This is a genomic window from Streptomyces sp. NPDC048483, assembly GCF_040651455.1.
Lineage (GTDB): Bacteria > Actinomycetota > Actinomycetes > Streptomycetales > Streptomycetaceae > Streptomyces.
In genome coordinates this window covers 173,109-191,332 of the sequence record NZ_JBEZJZ010000003.1, presented here as the reverse complement: position 1 = coordinate 191,332, position 18,224 = coordinate 173,109, and the positions used below count along the sequence as shown (strand labels likewise).

At 70.9% G+C, this 18,224-nt stretch carries 16 protein-coding genes; 5 read left to right on the top strand and 11 right to left on the bottom strand.

The window, feature by feature from the left end; translation table 11 throughout:
- Positions 1-45 precede the first annotated feature (45 nt).
- Positions 46-921, bottom strand: coding sequence for a GNAT family N-acetyltransferase (locus AB0D04_RS02985; RefSeq protein WP_362698732.1), 876 nt, complete (start codon positions 919-921; stop codon positions 46-48).
- A gap of 217 nt (positions 922-1,138) precedes the next feature.
- On the opposite strand from AB0D04_RS02985, the gene AB0D04_RS02980 reads away from it, so the two are divergent.
- Positions 1,139-1,315 (top strand): hypothetical protein, encoded by a 177-nt coding sequence (locus tag AB0D04_RS02980; protein WP_362698730.1) that lies wholly within the window; start codon positions 1,139-1,141, stop codon positions 1,313-1,315.
- A gap of 91 nt (positions 1,316-1,406) precedes the next feature.
- Here the strand turns inward: AB0D04_RS02980 and AB0D04_RS02975 are convergent, their stop codons facing one another.
- The 3 genes from AB0D04_RS02975 to pdhA are packed head-to-tail and all read right to left on the bottom strand — an operon-like array spanning position 1,407 to position 5,098.
- Entirely contained in the window at positions 1,407-2,876 is a 1,470-nt protein-coding gene (locus AB0D04_RS02975) for a dihydrolipoamide acetyltransferase family protein (RefSeq protein WP_362698728.1), read from the bottom strand.
- Positions 2,877-2,900: 24 nt separating this feature from the next.
- Positions 2,901-3,884: an alpha-ketoacid dehydrogenase subunit beta gene (locus AB0D04_RS02970; RefSeq protein ID WP_362698726.1), complete on the bottom strand. Its 984-nt coding sequence runs from the start codon at positions 3,882-3,884 to the stop codon at positions 2,901-2,903.
- Positions 3,885-3,886: 2 nt separating this feature from the next.
- Positions 3,887-5,098: a pyruvate dehydrogenase (acetyl-transferring) E1 component subunit alpha gene (gene pdhA / locus AB0D04_RS02965; protein ID WP_362698724.1), complete on the bottom strand. Its 1,212-nt coding sequence runs from the start codon at positions 5,096-5,098 to the stop codon at positions 3,887-3,889.
- 328 nt (positions 5,099-5,426) lie between these two features.
- Between pdhA and AB0D04_RS02960 the strand changes: the two genes are divergently transcribed.
- The 3 genes from AB0D04_RS02960 (at position 5,427) to AB0D04_RS02950 (ending at position 7,797) form a co-directional block, all read left to right on the top strand.
- On the top strand, positions 5,427-6,086 hold the full coding sequence (locus AB0D04_RS02960) for a response regulator transcription factor (protein ID WP_362698788.1): 660 nt from the start codon (positions 5,427-5,429) through the stop codon (positions 6,084-6,086).
- 131 nt (positions 6,087-6,217) lie between these two features.
- Complete coding sequence (locus tag AB0D04_RS02955; protein ID WP_362698722.1) at positions 6,218-6,634, top strand: pyridoxamine 5'-phosphate oxidase family protein; 417 nt, start codon at positions 6,218-6,220, stop codon at positions 6,632-6,634.
- Between the two features lie 110 nt (positions 6,635-6,744).
- A complete protein-coding gene (locus AB0D04_RS02950) occupies positions 6,745-7,797 on the top strand; it encodes a phosphotransferase (protein ID WP_362698720.1) in 1,053 nt (350 codons plus the stop codon).
- Positions 7,798-7,854: 57 nt separating this feature from the next.
- On the opposite strand, the gene AB0D04_RS02945 is transcribed toward AB0D04_RS02950, so the two are convergent.
- A complete protein-coding gene (locus AB0D04_RS02945) occupies positions 7,855-9,477 on the bottom strand; it encodes a protein kinase (protein ID WP_362698718.1) in 1,623 nt (540 codons plus the stop codon).
- 315 nt (positions 9,478-9,792) lie between these two features.
- Between AB0D04_RS02945 and AB0D04_RS02940 the strand changes: the two genes are divergently transcribed.
- On the top strand, positions 9,793-11,472 hold the full coding sequence (locus AB0D04_RS02940) for a protein kinase (protein ID WP_362698716.1): 1,680 nt from the start codon (positions 9,793-9,795) through the stop codon (positions 11,470-11,472).
- A gap of 79 nt (positions 11,473-11,551) precedes the next feature.
- On the opposite strand, the gene AB0D04_RS02935 is transcribed toward AB0D04_RS02940, so the two are convergent.
- The 6 genes from AB0D04_RS02935 to AB0D04_RS02910 all read right to left on the bottom strand — a co-directional run bounded on the left by AB0D04_RS02935 (position 11,552) and on the right by AB0D04_RS02910 (position 18,183).
- Complete coding sequence (locus AB0D04_RS02935; protein WP_362698714.1) at positions 11,552-12,112, bottom strand: bacterial proteasome activator family protein; 561 nt, start codon at positions 12,110-12,112, stop codon at positions 11,552-11,554.
- 396 nt (positions 12,113-12,508) lie between these two features.
- Positions 12,509-13,315, bottom strand: a complete 807-nt coding sequence (locus tag AB0D04_RS02930; RefSeq protein WP_362698712.1) for a hypothetical protein — start codon at positions 13,313-13,315, stop codon at positions 12,509-12,511.
- Between the two features lie 190 nt (positions 13,316-13,505).
- Positions 13,506-14,483, bottom strand: coding sequence for an NAD(P)H-quinone oxidoreductase (locus AB0D04_RS02925; protein WP_362698710.1), 978 nt, complete (start codon positions 14,481-14,483; stop codon positions 13,506-13,508).
- 114 nt (positions 14,484-14,597) lie between these two features.
- Positions 14,598-15,755 (bottom strand): potassium channel family protein, encoded by a 1,158-nt coding sequence (locus AB0D04_RS02920; RefSeq protein WP_362698708.1) that lies wholly within the window; start codon positions 15,753-15,755, stop codon positions 14,598-14,600.
- Entirely contained in the window at positions 15,752-17,293 is a 1,542-nt protein-coding gene (locus tag AB0D04_RS02915; protein WP_362698706.1) for a molybdopterin molybdotransferase MoeA, read from the bottom strand. The genes AB0D04_RS02920 and AB0D04_RS02915 overlap by 4 nt, the downstream gene beginning before the upstream one ends.
- Positions 17,290-18,183 carry an NTP transferase domain-containing protein gene (locus tag AB0D04_RS02910; protein ID WP_362698704.1) on the bottom strand — a complete coding sequence of 298 codons (894 nt, stop codon included), beginning with the start codon at positions 18,181-18,183 and terminating at the stop codon, positions 17,290-17,292. The genes AB0D04_RS02915 and AB0D04_RS02910 overlap by 4 nt, the downstream gene beginning before the upstream one ends.
- Between the last annotated feature and the right edge of the window lie 41 nt (positions 18,184-18,224).

The following is an 18,224-nucleotide window of genomic DNA, read 5'->3' as shown; positions in this document are numbered from 1 at the left end:
GCCCGGCCCGGCCCGGCCCGGCCCGGCCCGGCCCGGCCCGGCGCCTCAGCCCGGCATCCGGCCCTGCTCGATCAAGCGGTCCACCACCTGGGAGTGGGCGGGCGCGCACCGCTCCCGCACCTCCTGGCGGTCGAACCAGGCGTACTCGGCGATCTCCCGCCCCGGCTCGGGGGCGATGTCCTGGGGCCCGCCGGTGAAGCAGGTCATGTGCAGCCGACGGCCGTTCTGGCCGTGCGCGACGTCGTGGATGACAAACGCCTCCGACAGCTCCGCTTCGGGCACCACCAGGCCGAGTTCTTCGGACAGCTCCCGCGACAGCGCCTCCCGCGCGCTTTCCCCCGGCTCGTACTTGCCACCCGGAAGGTAGAACGTGTCATTGCCCTGGGTTCGTACGCTCAGCAGCCGGCCGTCACGCACATGCAGCCACGACACCGACCTCAGCGGCGCCTCGCGCTCCAGGACGATCCGGGGATGGCCGGTCTCCTCGTCCACGCGCCGCGCCCGCTCCGTGAATCCCAGGCGTGCGCAGAAGCGCCGGGCGCGCGCGTTCCCCTCGAAGACCTCGAGGCGCAGCGCACCGCGGAGCGACGCCGCATGCTCCACCAACTCCCGCCCGATGCCCTCCCCTTGGGCCTCGGGCGCCACAAACAGCCCGCCGATCTCGACGCCGGTCCCGCCGCCGTCGCCATCACCACCATCACCGCCATCAAACAGCCGGAGCAGCCCCACGGCCTTGCCATCGCGCTCGGCGGTCCAGTTCTCCTCCCGGACGAGTTGCACCCCGCGCAGGACCCGCGCCCGCTCGCCCGTTCCCTTTCCCTCAATGAACGGATGCGCCTGCCGCGAGGCCCGGGACCACAGGTCGGTCACCACATCCCGGTCGGCCGCCCGATAACGCCTGATGATCGTTTCGCTGGTCATGTCGCCGACCGTAAACAGGCCGGTCAACGGCGGCAAACCGTTTCCCGCCCCCGCCGCTGTGCCTGGCGCCTCTGGCACAAGAGCAACCCAAGGGGGACAGCGGGTCCGACTAAAGACTGACGGGAGTCCGTACCTGACGCGTACGGAGCGGCCCGAATCCCATGGGTGAATAGAGCCAAGGAGCCGGGACGGCTCCGCCATCCAAGGGGAGTTGACCATGCAGCCCAGGACGAACGCCGGACGCCGGACCAGGAACACCGTCGCGGTGGCACTGATCGTCGCCGCGGTCTGGGCAGGTGCCGCACTGGCCCGGGGCGCCGCACATGCCGATCCGGACGGCCCGACCGGACCGGTGGCGCACTTCAGCCGGGCCGTGGAGCTCATCCGTAGCTGATCGGCCGGGCCGTTGTTTCACGTGAAACGGGGGCAGGGGCGGTGTTTCACGTGAAACACCGCCCCTGCTGTCGGGAGTCAGCCGTGCCGGCTCAGCCCCACGTGATCAGCCGCTTCGGGCGTTCAAGGACCGCCGCGATGTCCGCGAGCAGCTTGGAACCCAGTTCGCCGTCGATCAGACGGTGGTCGAAGGACAGCGCGAGGGTGGTGACCTGGCGGGCCTTCACCTTGCCCTTGTGGACCCAGGGCTGGAGCTTGACCGCGCCGAAGGCGAGGATCGCGGACTCCCCCGGGTTGAGGATCGGCGTACCGGTGTCGACGCCGAAGACGCCGACGTTGGTGATGGTGACCGTGCCGCCGGACATCGCCGCCGGAGAGGTCTTGCCGTCGCGGGCGGTGGCCACCAGCTCGCCCAGTTCCGCGGCGAGCTGGGGGAGTGTCTTGACGCCCGCATCCTTGATGTTGGGGACGATCAGGCCGCGCGGAGTGGCCGCCGCGATACCGAGATTGACGTAGTCCTTGTAGACGATCTCCTGATTCGCCTCGTCCCAGGCCGCATTGACCTCCGGGTGCCGCTTGATGGCGACCAGGAAGGCCTTGGCGACGAGCAGGAGCGGGTTGACGCGCAGCCCAGCCATGTCCGGGTCCTGCTTCAGCTCCTGGACGAGCTTCATCGTGCGGGTCACATCGACGGTAATGAACTCCGTGACGTGGGGCGCGGTGAAGGCCGAGTTCACCATCGCCTGGGCGGTGGCCTTGCGTACGCCCTTGACAGGCACCCGGCGCTCGCGGGCGGCGATGCCGGCGATGCCGGCCACGCCCGCCTCGGCGGCGGCCACGGCCTCGGGTTCCGGTGCGGCCGCCACGGACGGTGCCGGTGCGGCGGCCGCGTGGACGTCCTCGCGGGTGATGATGCCGTCCCGCCCGGTCGGGGCGATGGTCGCCAGATCGATGCCCAGGTCCTTGGCAAGTTTCCGTACCGGAGGCTTGGCCAGCGGCCGGCCGGGCGCCGCGACAGGCGCCACCGGAGCGACCGGCGCCGCAGTGACCGGAGCCACCGCGGGCCGCCCGTTCAGCTCGGCCTGCAGTGCGGCGTTCACCGGCTCCGGCTGGGCCGGAACACCCGTCGGAACACCCGGCTGCGGCTTGCGGGCCCGGCGCTTGGTCGAGGCCGGGGCAGCGCCGTAGCCGACCAGCACCGCTTGGCGGCCCTGCGGCTCCGCGGCCTCCTCGGCGAGCACTGCGGCCGCGTCCGCAGCCGGGGCGGCGGACCGGTCCGGGGCGGGACCGGCCCCGGGGTCGGTGTCCACGGAGATGATGGCGGTGCCGACATCGACCGTGACGCCCTCGTCGAAGTGCAGCTCATGCACCACCCCGTCGAAGGGGCTGGGCAGTTCGACGGCGGCCTTGGCGGTCTCGACCTCACAGATGACCTGGCCGTCGGTGACGGTGTCGCCCGGCTGGACGTACCACTTGAGGATCTCGGCCTCGGTGAGCCCCTCGCCCACGTCGGGCATCTTGAACTCGCGGAAGCGCTGGGCCCCTGCGGTGCTTGCAGTCATGGTCACGAACTCTCCTCAAACCCCTCAGTACGCCAGCGCGCGGTCAACGGCGTCGAGCACCCGGTCCAGTCCCGGAAGGTACTCGTCCTCCAGCCGGGACGGCGGATACGGGGCGTGGAAGCCGCCGACCCGCAGGACCGGGGCCTCCAGGTGGTAGAAGCAGCGCTCGGTGATCCGGGCGGCGATCTCCGCACCCGAGCCGAAGAAGACCGGGGCCTCGTGGACCACGACCAGCCGTCGGGTCTTCTCCACCGACGCCTGCACGGTGTCGAAGTCGATCGGCGAGATCGAGCGCAGATCGACGACCTCGACCGACTTTCCCTCCTCGGCCGCGACCTTGGCGACGTCCAGACAGACCTTCACCATCGGGCCGTAGGCGGCGAGGGTGAGATCGGTGCCGTTGTGGGCAATGCGGGCCTTGTGCAGCGGGTCGGGGATCGACTCGGTGTCCAGCCGCGACTTGTCGTGGTAGCGGCGCTTGGGCTCGAAGTAGATGACGGGGTCGTCGCCCGCGATGGCCTGCTGAAGCATCCAGTAGGCGTCGGAGGAGTTCGAAGGGGAGACGATCTTGAGGCCCGCGACATGCGCGAACAGCGCCTCGGGGGACTCGGAGTGGTGCTCGACGGCGCCGATTCCGCCCGCGTACGGGATACGGATGACGACCGGCACCTTCACCTTGCCCAGCGCGCGGGCGTGCATCTTGGCGAGCTGGGTGACGATCTGGTCGTAGGCGGGGAAGACAAAGCCGTCGAACTGGATCTCGGCGACGGGGCGGTAGCCGCGCAGGGCAAGGCCGATCGCGGTGCCGATGATGCCGGACTCGGCGAGCGGGGTGTCGATCACCCGGTCCTCGCCGAAGTCCTTCTGCAGCCCGTCGGTGACGCGGAAGACGCCGCCGAGCTTGCCGACGTCCTCGCCCATGACGACGACCTTGGGGTCGGCCTCCATGGAGGTGCGCAGCGAGGCGTTGATCGCCTTGGCGATGGTGATCTTCTCGTGGACGGCCATGGTCAGTTCCCCTCCGCGACGGCATCGGCGTCGGCGAACGACGCCTGGTACGCGGCGAACTGCGCGCGCTCCTCATCGACGAGCGCGTGCCCGTCGGCGTAGACATTCTCGAAGATCGCCATCGGCTCCGGATCGGGCATCGCGCGGACGACTTCGCGGACCCGCTTGCCCAGCGCCTCGCTCTCCTCCTCGATGGTGGCGAGATACGCGTCGTCGACGATGCCCTCGGACTCCAGATAGGCCCGCAGCCGCTGGATGGGGTCCTTGGCCTCCCAGGCGAGCGTCTCCTCGTCGGCCCGGTACTTCGTCGGGTCGTCGGAGGTGGTGTGCGCGCCCATGCGGTACGTGAACGCCTCGACCAACGTGGGGCCCTGGCCGGTACGCGCCCGCTCCAGCGCCGCCTTGGTCACCGCGAGGCAGGCCAGTACGTCATTGCCGTCCACCCGTACGCCGGGGAAGCCGTAGCCGCGGGCACGCTGGTAGAGCGGGACGCGGGTCTGCTTCTCGGTGGGCTCGGAGATCGCCCACTGGTTGTTCTGGCAGAAGAACACGACCGGGGCGTTGTAGACGGCGGAGAAGGTGAAGGACTCGGCGACATCGCCCTGGCTGGAGGCACCGTCACCGAAATACGCGATGACCGCGGAATCCGCGCCGTCCTTCTGCACGCCCATCGCATAGCCGGTCGCGTGCAGCGTCTGCGAGCCGATCACGATGGTGTAGAGGTGGAAGTTGTTGCTGTTGGGATCCCAGCCGCCGTGGTTGACGCCGCGGAACATGCCCAGCAGGTTCGTCGGGTCGACGCCGCGGCACCAGGCCACGCCGTGCTCGCGGTAGGTCGGGAAGACGTAGTCGTCGTCGCGCAGCGCGCGTCCGGAGCCGATCTGGGCGGCCTCCTGGCCCAGCAGCGAAGCCCACAGGCCCAGTTCGCCCTGGCGCTGGAGGGTGGTCGCCTCTGCGTCGAACCGCCGCGTGAGGACCATGTCGCGGTAGAGGCCGCGCAGCTCTTCGGGGGACAGGTCGATCGCGTATTCCGGGTGCTCGACCCGCTTCCCTTCCGGGGTCAGCAGTTGTACGAGCTGGTCCTGCTCCGCCTGGTCCGGCCGGCCGGTGGCCTTGGCCTCGGTCGCCTTCTTCGCCGGCGACGCCTTTTTGGCGGCGGTGCGCTTGCTGCCGGCGCGGGTGGTTTTCCGCTGGGCAGTGCCTTCCACGGTCACGTGCTGCTCCTCCGTCTGTCCGGCCCCCGGGGTCCGCCGGTGGCCGTATTGCGGCTCACCCGGTTCCGATACGGCGCACGGGGTGTGTGCGAACGCGGCCGGTTCCGGGTGGAACAAAGCGTCCCGGACAGTGGCCTGCTGTTTGCACGTTACCCAGTGCCAAAGCCTATGTGAAAACGGCGCTGACCTGCGATTTTGCTTGGATTTCCAAGTAAATCGCGAAGGGTGGGAACAAGTCCTGGTCACAGCGTTGCAGGCCGCCGGGACAACGGCACGTTATATCGATGACCTGGAGCACGGGAAGAGTTTCGTGTGTGAGACTGAGGCCGTGCGCAAAGACGGAAAAATCACAGTTTTCCTGCTCGATGACCACGAAGTTGTCCGGCGGGGCGTCCACGAAATGCTGTCGGCCGAAGAGGACATCGAGGTCGTCGGCGAGGCGGGTACCGCCGCAGATGCCCTGGTCAGAATCCCCGCGACGCGCCCCGATGTGGCGGTGCTGGACGTCCGTCTACCGGACGGCAGCGGTGTCGAGGTCTGCCGCGAGATCCGCTCGCAGAACGAGAACATCAATTGCCTGATGCTCACCTCGTTCGCCGATGACGAGGCCCTTTTCGACGCGATCATGGCCGGTGCCGCCGGTTATGTGCTCAAGGCCATTCGGGGCAATGAACTGCTCTCCGCGGTGCGCGATGTGGCGGCCGGAAAGTCCCTGCTCGACCCGGTGGCCACGGCCCGTGTCCTGGAACGGCTGCGTGACGGCAACAGCGCGAAGGGCGACGACCGGCTGGCGAATCTCACCGATCAGGAACGCAGGATCCTCGATCTGATCGGCGAGGGCCTGACCAACCGCGCGATTGGCGAACGGCTCCATCTCGCCGAGAAAACGATCAAGAATTATGTCTCCAGTCTGCTCTCCAAGCTCGGCATGGAACGCCGTTCCCAGGCCGCCGCATATGTGGCGCGGATGCAGGCGGAAAAGCACTGAAACAGCCTCCCACCAGGTACGGAGCGCCGGAATCGACGGCCGCCCCGGATTCCTGGGCCGGGACCTTGGTCCCGACGTTCCAGGGGCTGCCGCCCCTACTTGCCGACGGTGCGGGCGGGCAGCCTGAGGACATGCCCTGCGACGATTACCGCGCGATCGAGCTGCTGAGCCGCACCCCGTACGGCCGCGTGTCGGCCAGCCGACGCGCGCTGCCGTTCACCACCGTCACCCGGCATCTCCTCCTCGACGGGCAGCTGATCCTCCGGCTGCACCGCGGCTACGACTACCACCAGGCGCTGGACGGCAGCGTCGTCGCGTACGAGGCCGACAACATCAACACTGGCGAGAGCGACACCTGGTCCGTGCAGTTCACCGGCACCGCCCGGGTCTTCCACCCCACCCCCGCCGAGCGCGCCCTCTTCGGCCGCACCCCCCGGCTGGCCGACGGCGCGCCCTTCGACCCGGTCTTCCTGCGCATCGAGCCGGAGTTCGTGACCATGCACTACCTCACGGACACACCGGTCTTCCCGTACGCGCAGACCGTGTGATGTGCAGGCCGTATGACGCAGACCGGGCAGCCGTTTCCCCTATACGTACTCTGCGTAATGCTTTCCGATAAGCCCGCTCTGCCGGACCCAGTTGATCTAACATCTGGCGCGTGCTGCGCTCATCTGTAGTCCGGACGGCGGCAACGCCCGACGGGCATTTCCTCGGGTCCCTGCTGCGCCGCTACGAAGGCGCCGGGGACGCCCACTCGTGCGAACCCGTCGCGGAAGGCCTGCTCAATCACGGCTACTTCCTCGCCACCACACACGGCCGCTACTTCCTCAAGCACCACCTCGACGGCGATTTCGGCGCCATCACCCGCCAGCACCGCGCCACCCTCCGGCTCGCCGATCTCGGCCTGCCGCTCGCCCCACCGGTCCCCGCCGCGGACGGCCGTACCGTCACCGTCCTGGACGGCCGCTGCTACGCCCTGCACCCCTGGGTCGAGGGACGGCACCTGGGCGGCGCCGCGCTGAGCCTCGCCCAGTCCCGCCGGCTCGGCGCGCTGCTCGGGCTGGTGCACACCGCCCTGGAACAGGTCATGGCGGCCGACCCGCACCCGCCGCGGCCCGCGTACCCGGCCGACTCCGCCGACCCTGCCCGCACCTTCGAGCTGATCGACGAGCTGCTCGCGCTGGCCCGCCGGGCCCGCCCCCGCACCAGCTTCGACGAGCTCGCCGAGCACCGCCTCCTGGAGCGCCGGGCCCTGCTCCAGCGGCTGGCCCACCGCCGTCCCGCAGCCGGCGCCGCACCCGCCGCGGGCTGGGTGCACGGCGACTTCCATCCGCTCAATGTGCTCTACCGCGGCGCGGAACCGGCCGCGATCGTCGACTGGGACCGGCTGGGCATCCAGCCCCGCGCCGAGGAGGCGGTACGCGCCGCCGCGATCTTCTTCGTACGGCCCTGCGGCACCCTCGACCTGGCCAAGGTGGCGGCGTATGCGGGCGCCTACCGCAGCGCCTGCGGGGCCGGGTCCGACGAACTGGCCGCCGCCGTGCACCGGGTGTGGTGGGAGCGGCTGAACGACTTCTGGATGCTCACCTGGCGCTACCGGCTGGGCGACCCGCGCACCGATCCGCAGTTCCCGGCAGCGGCCGCGCTGGCGGTGTGGTGGACCCGGGAGTACGCGGCGGTCCGGGAGGCGTTCGCGGATTGTTCCACGTGAAACAGCGGGCCGCTCCAGAGATCCTGGAGCGGCCCGCTGCCTGGTTCGGTCGGCTGGTCAGCCGCCGGTGCCCGACGTCGTGCCGGTGTCCGCACCGCCGATCGCGCCCCCGGTGTCCGCACCGCCGTCGGTGGTGCCACCGTCCGTGGTCCCGCCGTCGGCGGTGCCACCGTCGGCCGTACCGCCGTCGGCCGTACCGCCGTCCGCCGTTCCACCGTCGCTGGTGTCATCGGTGGGCGGGGCGGACGTCGGAGGCTCGGACGACGGCGGCTCCGAGCTGGGCGGCTCCGACGACGGCGGCTCGCTGGGCTCCTCGCTCGGCGACGGGGAGACCGTGCTGGGGTCGCCGCCCGTGGTGGCGGGCAGGGTCTCGGGCGTGCTCGGCTCGTCCGACGGCGGCTCGCTGGTCTTGTCGTGCTGGGAGGCCGACGGGGACGGCGACTTGGTCGGGTCCGTCCCGTGATTGTCCTTCTTGCTGCTCTGCATCGCGAAGGCCACGCCCATCGCGATGGCGATCACCGCAAGCGCCGCGATCAGCCAGATCTTGCCGCGGCCGCGCTTGGGCGGCCGGTGGCCGCCGTCGAAACCGCCGTCGTCGTCCCGCCCGCCCGGCAGGATCGGCTGCGCAGTGGTCTGACCGCCGCCCGGGTGCTGCCGCAGCGCGGTGGTGGCGGCGCTCCCCATGGCCGGGGCGCTGCCGCCCTCGTGTATCGCCACCGGGCCGGTGTTCCAGGTGCCGGTGTGGCCGCCCTGCTCGTGCAGCATCTGCAGCGAGTACTGGGCCAGCCCGCGCATTTCCTCCGCGGTCTGGAAACGGTCGTCCGGGTCCTTGGCCAGCGACCGCATGACCAGGCCGTCCAGCTCCGGCGGCACCGCCTCGGCGACCTCGGACGGCGGCACCGGCATGTCCTGGACATGCTGGTAGACGACCGACAGCGGGGTCTCACCGGTGAACGGCGGCCGCAGCGCGAGCAGTTCGTACAGCAGACAGCCGGTGGCGTACAGGTCGGAGCGGGTGTCGACGGTCTTGCCGAGCGCCTGCTCCGGGGAGAGGTACTGCGGGGTGCCCATGACCATGCCGGTCTGCGTCATCGTGGACTGCGCGCCGTGCAGGGCACGGGCGATACCGAAGTCCATGACCTTCACGGCGCCGCTGTGCGTGATGATCACGTTTGCGGGCTTGATGTCACGGTGCACAATGCCGTGCTGATGGCTGTAGGCCAGCGCCTCCAGCACCCCGGAGACGATGATCAGCGCCTGGTCCGGCGGCGGAGCATCGGCGTTGAGCAGCAGGTCACGGATGGTGCGGCCCTCGACCAGCTCCATCACGATGTACGGCACGGTGTTGCCGGCGACGAAGTCCTCGCCGGAGTCGTACACCGCGACCACGGCATGGTGGTTCAGTCCGGCCACGGACTGCGCCTCGCGCGTGAAGCGGGCCTTGGACACCGGGTCCTCGGCAAGGTCGGCACGCAGCAGCTTCACGGCGACGGTACGGCCCAGTCGTACGTCCTCGGCCGCGAACACCTCCGCCATACCGCCCCGGCCGAGCCGGCGCGTGAGCCGGTAGCGGCCATCGCCGACCAGCCCTCCATTGCCCCACATCTCCGGTGTATCGGGGATATTGGAGCCGGTGGCCTCAGGGTCGGACGGGCCCTGTGGGCTCTGCGTCGGTGCCATCGGTCCTCGCCGTCGAATCGATCCGCATCAAGAGCGGTAAGGTCTCGGTCTTCGCTACAGCACGCTACAGGTTCGACGACCCCCACCGGTCCGTCGTGGACCGGTCATCAAACCTTCCGTATGCCTGTACGGGCAAGCTCACCAGGGGTAATCGAAGGCGCAAAAAGATCTCCCGGTCGTGGCCGGATCTTGCACATCTGGTCACGGAACGGGCACACGGCTTGACGTGTCAGTGGCCTCGGGCAGACTTGGCTGCGGAATTCCAGAATTGATCGCGATTACGTACGGGCAGTTCGCCCAGGGGGAAGCGGAACCATGAGCCAGGACGGCGCTCAAGGCCAATTCGAGGGCCGTTCAGTCGGCGGAGGACGTTACCAGCTTCGTGATCTTCTGGGCGCCGGCGGAATGGCGTCCGTGCACCTCGCGTACGACAGCGTGCTGGACCGCGAGGTCGCGATCAAGACACTGCACACCGAGCTCGGCCGTGAGCAGGCGTTCCGCGAACGCTTCCGCCGCGAAGCGCAGGCCGTGGCGAAGCTCACGCACACCAATATCGTCTCGGTCTTCGACTCCGGCGAGGACGAGCTCGACGGCAGCATGGTGCCGTACATCATCATGGAGTACGTCTCCGGACAGCCGCTGCGCTCGGAGCTCGACAACGACATCGCCCAGCACGGCGCGATGCCGACCGAGAAGGCCCTGAAGATCACCGCCGATGTGCTCGCCGCGCTGGAGGCGAGCCATGAGATGGGCCTGGTCCACCGGGACATCAAGCCGGGCAACGTCATGATGACCAAGCGCAATGTCGTCAAGGTCATGGACTTCGGCATCGCCCGCGCCATGCAGTCCGGCGTGACGTCCATGACGCAGACCGGCATGGTCGTCGGCACCCCGCAGTACCTGTCGCCCGAGCAGGCGCTGGGCCGCGGCGTGGACGCCCGCTCCGACCTCTACTCCGTCGGCATCATGCTCTTCGAGCTGCTGACCGGACAGCTGCCCTTTAACGCGGACTCCCCGCTGGCCATCGCCTACGCCCATGTCCAGGAAGAGCCGCCCCTGCCGTCGAGCATCAACCGCTCGGTGCCGCCGGCCGTGGATGCTCTGGTGGCCCGCGCGCTGAAGAAGAACCCCAACGAACGGTTCCCCACCGCCGAGGCGATGCAGGATGAATGTCTGCGGATCGCCGGGTCCACGCAGTCCGGGTCCACGCCTCTGATCATCGGCGAGGGCCCGCGGGCGCGCACCAGCGGCTCGTCGGTCTCCTCGTCGGTGTTTCCCACCGCGAGCGGCAACCCGCACACCCCGGTGCCGCCGAGCGTGCAGCAGCCGTATCAGCCGCCGCAGGCGCCCTACGGTCCCTCGACGCCGCCGCCGGTGAACAACGCCTTCCCGACCCCGGCACCGGTGCCCGCGCCGACCCCCGCGCCGTTCCACGGCGGTGGCTTCCAGGCCCCGCCGGCGTTCGCCCCGCCGCCCGTGACGGCGACGATGGCGGCGAGCGGTGGTCCCGGGCCCCGTAAGAGCAACACGGCCGTGATCGTCGTCTCGGCGATAGTCGGCGTGATCGTGGTCACCGCAATAGCGATCGCCATCGGGCTGAGCGCCGGCGGGTCCACCGACGACGAAGGCAGCGACGATCCGACGACGGAGTACACGACGAACTCCTCCGACTCGGCGTCGCCGACGTCGTCGAGCACCGCCACCCCCCGGCCGGAGACCTCGTCCGCCCCGATCGAGGCGTCCAGGTGCACCAACCCGATCAAGTCCTACAGCGACCCGAAGCAGGTCTCGCTTCCGAATTTCCAGTTCCAGGACCTGGACTCGGTGAAGGACTGCCTGAACGCGGCGCACTGGAAGTACAAGATCTCGGTGGAGGACCGCAGGGTCTGGGGTAAGAACACCATCGTGGATCAGTCGCCGAGGCCCTACACCCAAGTGGACCCGAAGAGCGGCACCATTCAACTCACCATCGCCAGCGGTCTGGATCCCAGCTGATCCGGACACACGCACAGGGGAAGGGCCGGTACGCGCGATGCGTACCGGCCCTTCGTTTGTCAGCGCTACAGCCCGAGCGTCAGAGATACGGCCCCGAACGGGCACCGCCGTGACCGGGGACCTCGTCGCCTTCGGTCGGGGCACCGGGCGGCAGCGCGCGGCGCATCGACTCCAGCTGGGCGCGGGCCGCCATCTGCTGGGCGAACAGCGCGGTCTGAATGCCGTGGAAGAGGCCCTCCAGCCAGCCCACCAACTGGGCCTGGGCGATGCGCAGTTCCGACTCCGTCGGCACCGATTCGTCGGTGAAAGGCAGGGAGAGCCGCTCCAGCTCCTCCACCAGCTCGGGCGCCAGCCCGTCCTCCAGCTCCTTGACCGAGCTGGCGTGAATCTCCTTGAGGCGGACCCGGCTCGCCTCGTCCAGCGGGGCGGACCTCACCTCCTCCAGCAGCTGCTTGATCATGCTGCCGATGCGCATGACCTTCGCAGGCTGTTCGACCATGTCCGTCACTGGAATCTCGCGGGGCTCTTCGCCGTTCTCCCCGCCGCCACCGGAGCCGGCGCTCCCGAGCGCCATGCCGTCGGGGCCGACGACCAGGACGTGTGGGTTCTCCTGCGACCGTTCGTTCATCGGCATATCCATGCCGCCATTGTCGCGTACCCCCACGTTGCAGGGTGGCCCGCCGTGCTTGTTCCGTTGTTTTGGGCCCTCCTGGCGGCGGGAGCGGGGCGCGTTGTGGGGTTGGCCGCCAGCGTGTGTTCGTGGGGGTGGTGGCATACCTCCAGGGCTTCGTCCCTATGGCCTGCCCCCTTCCGTCGGATTCGCGGCCACCCCTGGGTGGGGGAAGGGGTGAGGAGGGGTTCTCCTGGGTGGTTGGTTTCACGTGAAACAGGCCGATGAGGCGGTGCTTTCTGTTTCACGTGAAACATCGGGATTTGGGGGTGCCATCGGTGGGGCGTCCATCGGTTTCACGGGAAGCGGTGCGTCTGGTTTTTCGCAGTCGGTTTCACGTGAAACACGTCGAAGTGCGGCTGTGGGTCAGCGGCGGCGCAGTCGCAGGCCCAGGAAGGCCAGGCCCAGGCCGGTGAGGGCGAGACCTGCGCCCATGGGGAGGACTCGTTCCACTGGGGCCGTTGGGCCCTCCATGGTCTCGGAGGCGGCCGGGTCGGCGTCGGCGTTGTCCGGTGGGGTGCGGTCCTGCTTCTTGGGCTTGGCGGGGGCCTGGAGCGACTCGTACGGGCGGTGGTCCAGGCCTCCCCCTGCTACATCGGAGCGGGGGGAAGGGGACGGGCGGGGCGGGGCGGACCTGGAGGGTGCGGGTGAGGGGGCGGCGGGGGGTGCACGGTCCGGGCCCTGCGCCTCGGCGGGTGGACGCTCGGGCCCGTCGGGCTCGTAGTCCTCGGGGCCCAGGGCGTCGGTGGAGTCGTCGTCCGGCGCCGGCGAGGAGTCGGGGTCGGGACGGTGGCGGCGGTCGTGCCAGGGGAGGTACTCGGGCGGGTCGTCCGGGTAGCGCGGGATCTCTTCCCGGATCTCGCCGAGGAGGTCCCGCAGGTCAAGGAAGTCCGGGACCTCCATGTCGGCGTCGGGCCTCGGGCCCCCGGGCAGGTGTTCCAGTGACTCCGGGCGGCCGGGGTGTCCACGGCCTTCTCCCGCCCGGCTTCCGGCCAGTGGTGGATCCGCCGCATAGCTGTCGGGCAGCGCGTGCCGCCCTACGAGGTGCGGCGGGCGGTCAGGTGGAGTATTCCGCTGCTGCACGGCCGTCGCGGTGGTCGCCAGTGGGACGGGCAGAGCGGCGGCGGCCACCAGCAGACCGGTGGTAATGCGCGAACGGAATCCTGGAGCCACAGCCGTGCCCCTCCCGTGCCGAGCCGTCGAGTGACATACCCAGCGTCACATGTGACTAGATTCACGACATCCCGGACGTGTCGATCGGGTGATGTGTCGCGGGCGGGAGGGGCCATGGGCGGGGCCTGCGGGCGCGGGCGGCGGGGCTCCGGGTTGTCGGCGTACGCGGAGCCGGCCGGCCGCGGACCGGTCAGACCGTCAGCACGACCTTGCCGACATGGACGCTGGCGTCCACCACACGATGCGCCTCCGCGGCGTCCGCCATCGGGATCGTACGGTCCACGATCGGCCGCACCTGGCCGTTGCCGATCAGCGGCCAGACATGCTCGTGTACCGCCGCGACAATGGCCGCCTTCTCACTCAGCGGGCGGGCTCGTAGGCCGGTGGCGGTGATCGCGGCGCGCTTGGCGAGCAGGGCGGCGAGATTCAGCTCCGCCTTCACCCCGCCCTGCATCCCGATGATGGCCAGCCGCCCGCTGACCGCCAGCGCCTTGACGTTCTTCTGCAGGTACTTCGCGCCGATGATGTCGAGGATGACGTCCGCGCCCTTGCCATCGGTGGCCTTGCGCAGCTCCTGGACGAAGTCCTGCTCGCGGTAGTCGATGAGGATGTCCGCGCCGAGATCCGCGCAGCGCGCCAGCTTCTCGGCGCCGCCCGCGGTGACCGCGACCCTCGCGCCGACCGCCTTGGCGAGCTGGATCGCCATCGTGCCGATACCGCTGGCACCGCCGTGGACCAGCAGCGTCTCACCGGGCCGCAGGTGCGCGATCATGAAGACATTCGACCAGACGGTGCACGCCACCTCGGGCAGCGCGGCGGCCGTCACCAGGTCGAGGCCCGGTGGCAGCGGCAGCACCTGCCCCGCCGGGACAGCCACCTTCTCGGCGTAACCGCCACCGGCCAGCAGCGCGCACACCTCGTCGCCGACGGCCCAGCCGTGCACCCCGGAACCGACCGCGACGATCCGGCCGGAGCACTCCAGACCGGGGTACGGCGAGGAGCCGGGCGGGGGGTCGTAGAAGCCCTGACGCTGTAGCAGGTCCGCGCGGTTCACGGCGCTGGCCGCTACCTCGATCAGGACCTCGCCGTCGGCGGGCTGCGGATCGGGGACATCCGCCCAGACAAGTGCTTCCGGGCCACCGGGCTCCGGGATAGTGATCGCTCGCATGAGCGCGAGGCTACTCGCCGACCGGGCACGGGGCGATGGGGTGGGGCCCGCGGACCACGTCGGGTGTCGGTCCGTCAGGCGCCGGAGGGGCGCCCGGCCGGCGCCAAAGCCCGGTTACTCGTCCGGCCGGTACTCGTCCGCCCTGCGCATCGGGGAGACGCCGGTGCCGGGCAGTGTCGCGTTGTGCGGGCGGGGCTGCCCGCCCGGGACGGTCGGCTCCGCCGCTGCCGCGCGGACGATCGTGATCAGCCGGTCGGCGGTCTGCAGCGGGCTGGCCACCGGGTCGTCGTAACCGATCAGACGGTGGCCGCGCAGCACGGAAACGACCAGGTCATCGGTCTCCCGCACCGACTTGCCGACCTCGGACTTCACCACCGGCCGCTCGACCAGGTCCAGCCCGCTGCCCTGCTGGATCAGGTCCTCCATGACGATCCCCGCACTGGGACTGTGCACCGAGAGCCCCAGCAGCCGCCCGGCCGCGCTCGCCGAGGTGATCACGGCGTCGGCTCCGGACTGCCGCAGCAGCGGGGCGTTCTCCTCCTCCCGCACCGCCGCGACGATATTGGCCCGCTTGTTGAGCTGGCGGGCGGTCAACGAGACCAGGACCGCGGTGTCATCGCGCTGGGTGGCGATCACGACCTGGTGCGCCCGCTGGATCTCCGCCCGTACGAGCACATCGCTGCGGGTCGCATCGCCGACCACCCCCGCGAACCCCTCGGCCACCGCCGCCTCGATCACCTTGCTGCTCGGGTCGACGACGACGATGCGGTCGCGGGCCAGGCCCGTGGCGCAGAGGGTCTGCGCGGCGGAGCGGCCCTTGGTGCCGTAACCGACGATGACGGTGTGGTCGCGCAAGGCGGTTCTCCAGCGTTTGAGGTGCCACTGCTCGCGGGTGCGCTCGGTCAGCACCTCCAGTGTCGTACCGACCAGAATGATCAGGAAGAGCACCCGCAGCGGCGTGATGAGCAGGACGTTGAGCAGCCGCGCGCTGTCGCCGTACGGGACGATGTCGCCGTAGCCGGTGGTCGAGAGCGTCACGGTCGCGTAGTAGACGCAGTCGAGGAAGCTCACCGAGCCATCGGCGTTGTCGTGATATTCGGCGCGGTCGATCCATACGACGACGATCGTCGCGGCCAGGACCAGCAGCGCCATCATCAGCCGGCGGGCGACCTGCCGCAGCGGCGCCTTGGGGGCGCGGCGGGGCAGCATCACCCGGTGCGAAAGATCCTCGGGAACGTCGCGCGCCGCGGCGTCGTACGACGGGAGCTTCATTCCACGCCTCCGATGGGGCCGTACGGGAGCGCGGGCCCGGGTGTCGACCAGTCGGCGGGCCAGGGCAGTTCAAGGAGTTCGACCTCGGTGCCGCGGTCGCCGCCGCCGGGCGGGATGACGGCCAGCGCATCGGCGGCGGCGATCCCGCGCAGCATGGCGGGGCCGTGGAAGTGCAGCGGTTCGGCCATCAGCCCGTACCGGTCGTCGTCGCGATAGGCCACCGGGACCAGCCGGGTGTCGCGCGGATGTCCGTGGACCGACGACCACAGCGGCATACGGAAGGCGGCCGGCGCGTGCCGGGCGCAGAGCGTACGCAGCAGCGGCTCGGCGAGGGTGAGCAGGCCGGAGACGGCGGCGAGGGGGTTGCCGGGGAGCCCGACGAGGTGGCGGTGCGGAGTGATCCGGGCGAGCAGCATGGGGTGGCCGGGGCGGACCTCCACCCCGTCGACCAGCACCTCGGAGCCCAGGCGGTGGAGCGTGGGGTGCACATGGTCGACCGGCCCCGACGCGGTGCCGCCGGTGGTGATGACGACATCGGCCCGGGAGCCGGCGATCGCCTCGTACAGGGTGTCGGGGTCATCGGCGAGATGGCGCGGTGCGACCGCCTCGGAGCCCAGCGCATGCAGCCAGGGGCCGAGCATCGGGCCGAGCGCATCGCGGATCCGGCCCTCGTGCGGCAGGCCGTGGCGCAGCAACTCATCCCCCAGGACGAACACGTCGACCCGTGGGCGGGGGTACGTGGGCAGGTCGTCGTAACCGGCGGCCGCGGCCAGGCCGAGGACCGCGGGCGTCACCAGGGCACCGGCCGCCAGCAGCCGGTCGCCGCGCCGGCACTCCTGGCCGCGCGGCCGGATGTCCTGGCCCGGCGGCGCGGGCCGCGGCGCATACAGCCGGGTCCGGCCGTCGCTCACCTCCCGGACCTCGCCGTGCTCGCTGCGCAGCACGGCGGTGGCGCCGGCCGGGACCCGCGCCCCGGTGGCGATGGGGATCGCATGGCCGTCGGGGAGCGCTGCGGTGGGGCCGTGGCCGGCGAGGATGCCGGGGCGCGCGCCGGGGGCGTCGTCGAGGTGCCAGGGGCCGGGGCCGGAGACCGCCCAGCCGTCCATGGCCGAGGTGTCGAAGGACGGCAGATCGGTGAGCGCGGTGAGCGGCGCGGCGAGGGTACGGCCGAGCGCCTCGTCCAGAAGTGCCGTCTCGGGCGGGAGCGGGCCGCGCACGGCGCGGCGGGCGATGTCACGGGCGGTGTGCCAGGGGCAGGGGGCGATCGGGGCGGGGTCGGGGGCAGGGGGTTCGGCGGGAGGGTCCGCTGCTGGTGGGGGGCCTGATGCGGGCTTGGGGGCTGCGCCGGATCCGCTGTCCGGGGTGGCGGCTCCGTTTGCGCCGTACGGCCCCGTCGCGCCGTACGCATCGCCCGCGCCGTACGCCCTGCCCGACCCGTACGGCCCGTCGGCGGCATCGCGCCGGGCGGCCGCGGGCGCGGCCTCGTTGGCCAGTGCGAGCGCGTCCTCCAGCGCGGCGTCGAACTCCCCCTTGCTCATGGAGCGGGCTTCGTGTCGCCGCCCGCGGCGCCGCCCGGCTGCTCGCCCTCCGCCGCCCAGCGGTTGGCCAGCTCGGCGGCCCGGTGGGCCAGTTCGGTCACATCGCCGCCCTGCCGGCCCGCCGCGTAGCCGATCAGGAAGGTCGTCAGCGGCGCGGCCGGGCGGGCCACGCCGTGTGCCGCGTCCCGGGCGAGGTCGAGCAGCGTCGCGGTGTCGACCTCGAGGTCGATGCCCAGTTCGGCCTTGACTGCGGTGATCCATTCGTCCAACACGTGTCCATGCTCCCTGATGCGGGCGCGCGCCGCGCTGATGTCTTCCCAGGTGTCGCAGTCGAAGGATGCCGTGGAGGTGGCGTCCGCGACCCTCTCGAGCGTCAGCTCGGACAGCAGGGCGCGCAGCGGCAGTCCCGTCAGGGTGCCGTGTTCGGCGTGCAGCAGGGCCAGTTCGCGGCGCAGCGACTCGGCCCGGTAGGCGGCGACCAGCGGCTGGTCCCGTCCGTCGGCGTCCCGCAGCACGGCTCCGTCGCGGGGCGCGCCGCCGTCCGTCGCCGTGTCGGCCGCCGCAAGGAGGCCTCGTACGGTCGCGGCGGTCAGGAACGGCAGGTCGGCGGAGAGGACGAGGACCGTCGGGGCGGTGGTGTGCCGCAGGCCGGCGTCCAGCGCGGCGAGCGGGCCGCCGCCGGGCGGATCCTCCAGGGCGCGGACGACGGGGCGTCCGGCCGGGCGCCGGGGGCCGACGACGACGGTGATCGCCGCGTCGGCGCAGGCGGCGAGGACCCTGTCCAGCAGGGCGCGGCCCCCGACGGACAGGGCGGGTTTGTCCGCCCCGCCGAGCCGACGGGCCGCGCCTCCGGCCAGCACGATGGTGTCGTAGTCGGTGTGGTCGCTCACCCCTTGAGTATCGCCAAGGGCGGCGCGTTCACACAGGTGTC

Bases quoted from the DNA above. Each gene is read 5' to 3' on its own strand.
- AB0D04_RS02980 (WP_362698730.1), top strand. From the start codon at position 1,139: ATGCAGCCCAGGACGAACGCCGGACGCCGGACCAGGAACACCGTCGCG.
- AB0D04_RS02955 (WP_362698722.1), top strand. From the start codon at position 6,218: ATGCCCTGCGACGATTACCGCGCGATCGAGCTGCTGAGCCGCACCCCG.
- AB0D04_RS02945 (WP_362698718.1), bottom strand. From the start codon at position 9,477: ATGGCACCGACGCAGAGCCCACAGGGCCCGTCCGACCCTGAGGCCACC.
- AB0D04_RS02985 (WP_362698732.1), bottom strand. From the start codon at position 921: ATGACCAGCGAAACGATCATCAGGCGTTATCGGGCGGCCGACCGGGAT.
- AB0D04_RS02970 (WP_362698726.1), bottom strand. From the start codon at position 3,884: ATGGCCGTCCACGAGAAGATCACCATCGCCAAGGCGATCAACGCCTCG.
- AB0D04_RS02915 (WP_362698706.1), bottom strand. From the start codon at position 17,293: ATGAGCAAGGGGGAGTTCGACGCCGCGCTGGAGGACGCGCTCGCACTG.
- AB0D04_RS02920 (WP_362698708.1), bottom strand. From the start codon at position 15,755: ATGAAGCTCCCGTCGTACGACGCCGCGGCGCGCGACGTTCCCGAGGAT.
- AB0D04_RS02925 (WP_362698710.1), bottom strand. From the start codon at position 14,483: ATGCGAGCGATCACTATCCCGGAGCCCGGTGGCCCGGAAGCACTTGTC.
- AB0D04_RS02975 (WP_362698728.1), bottom strand. From the start codon at position 2,876: ATGACTGCAAGCACCGCAGGGGCCCAGCGCTTCCGCGAGTTCAAGATG.
- AB0D04_RS02935 (WP_362698714.1), bottom strand. From the start codon at position 12,112: ATGGATATGCCGATGAACGAACGGTCGCAGGAGAACCCACACGTCCTG.
- AB0D04_RS02940 (WP_362698716.1), top strand. From the start codon at position 9,793: ATGAGCCAGGACGGCGCTCAAGGCCAATTCGAGGGCCGTTCAGTCGGC.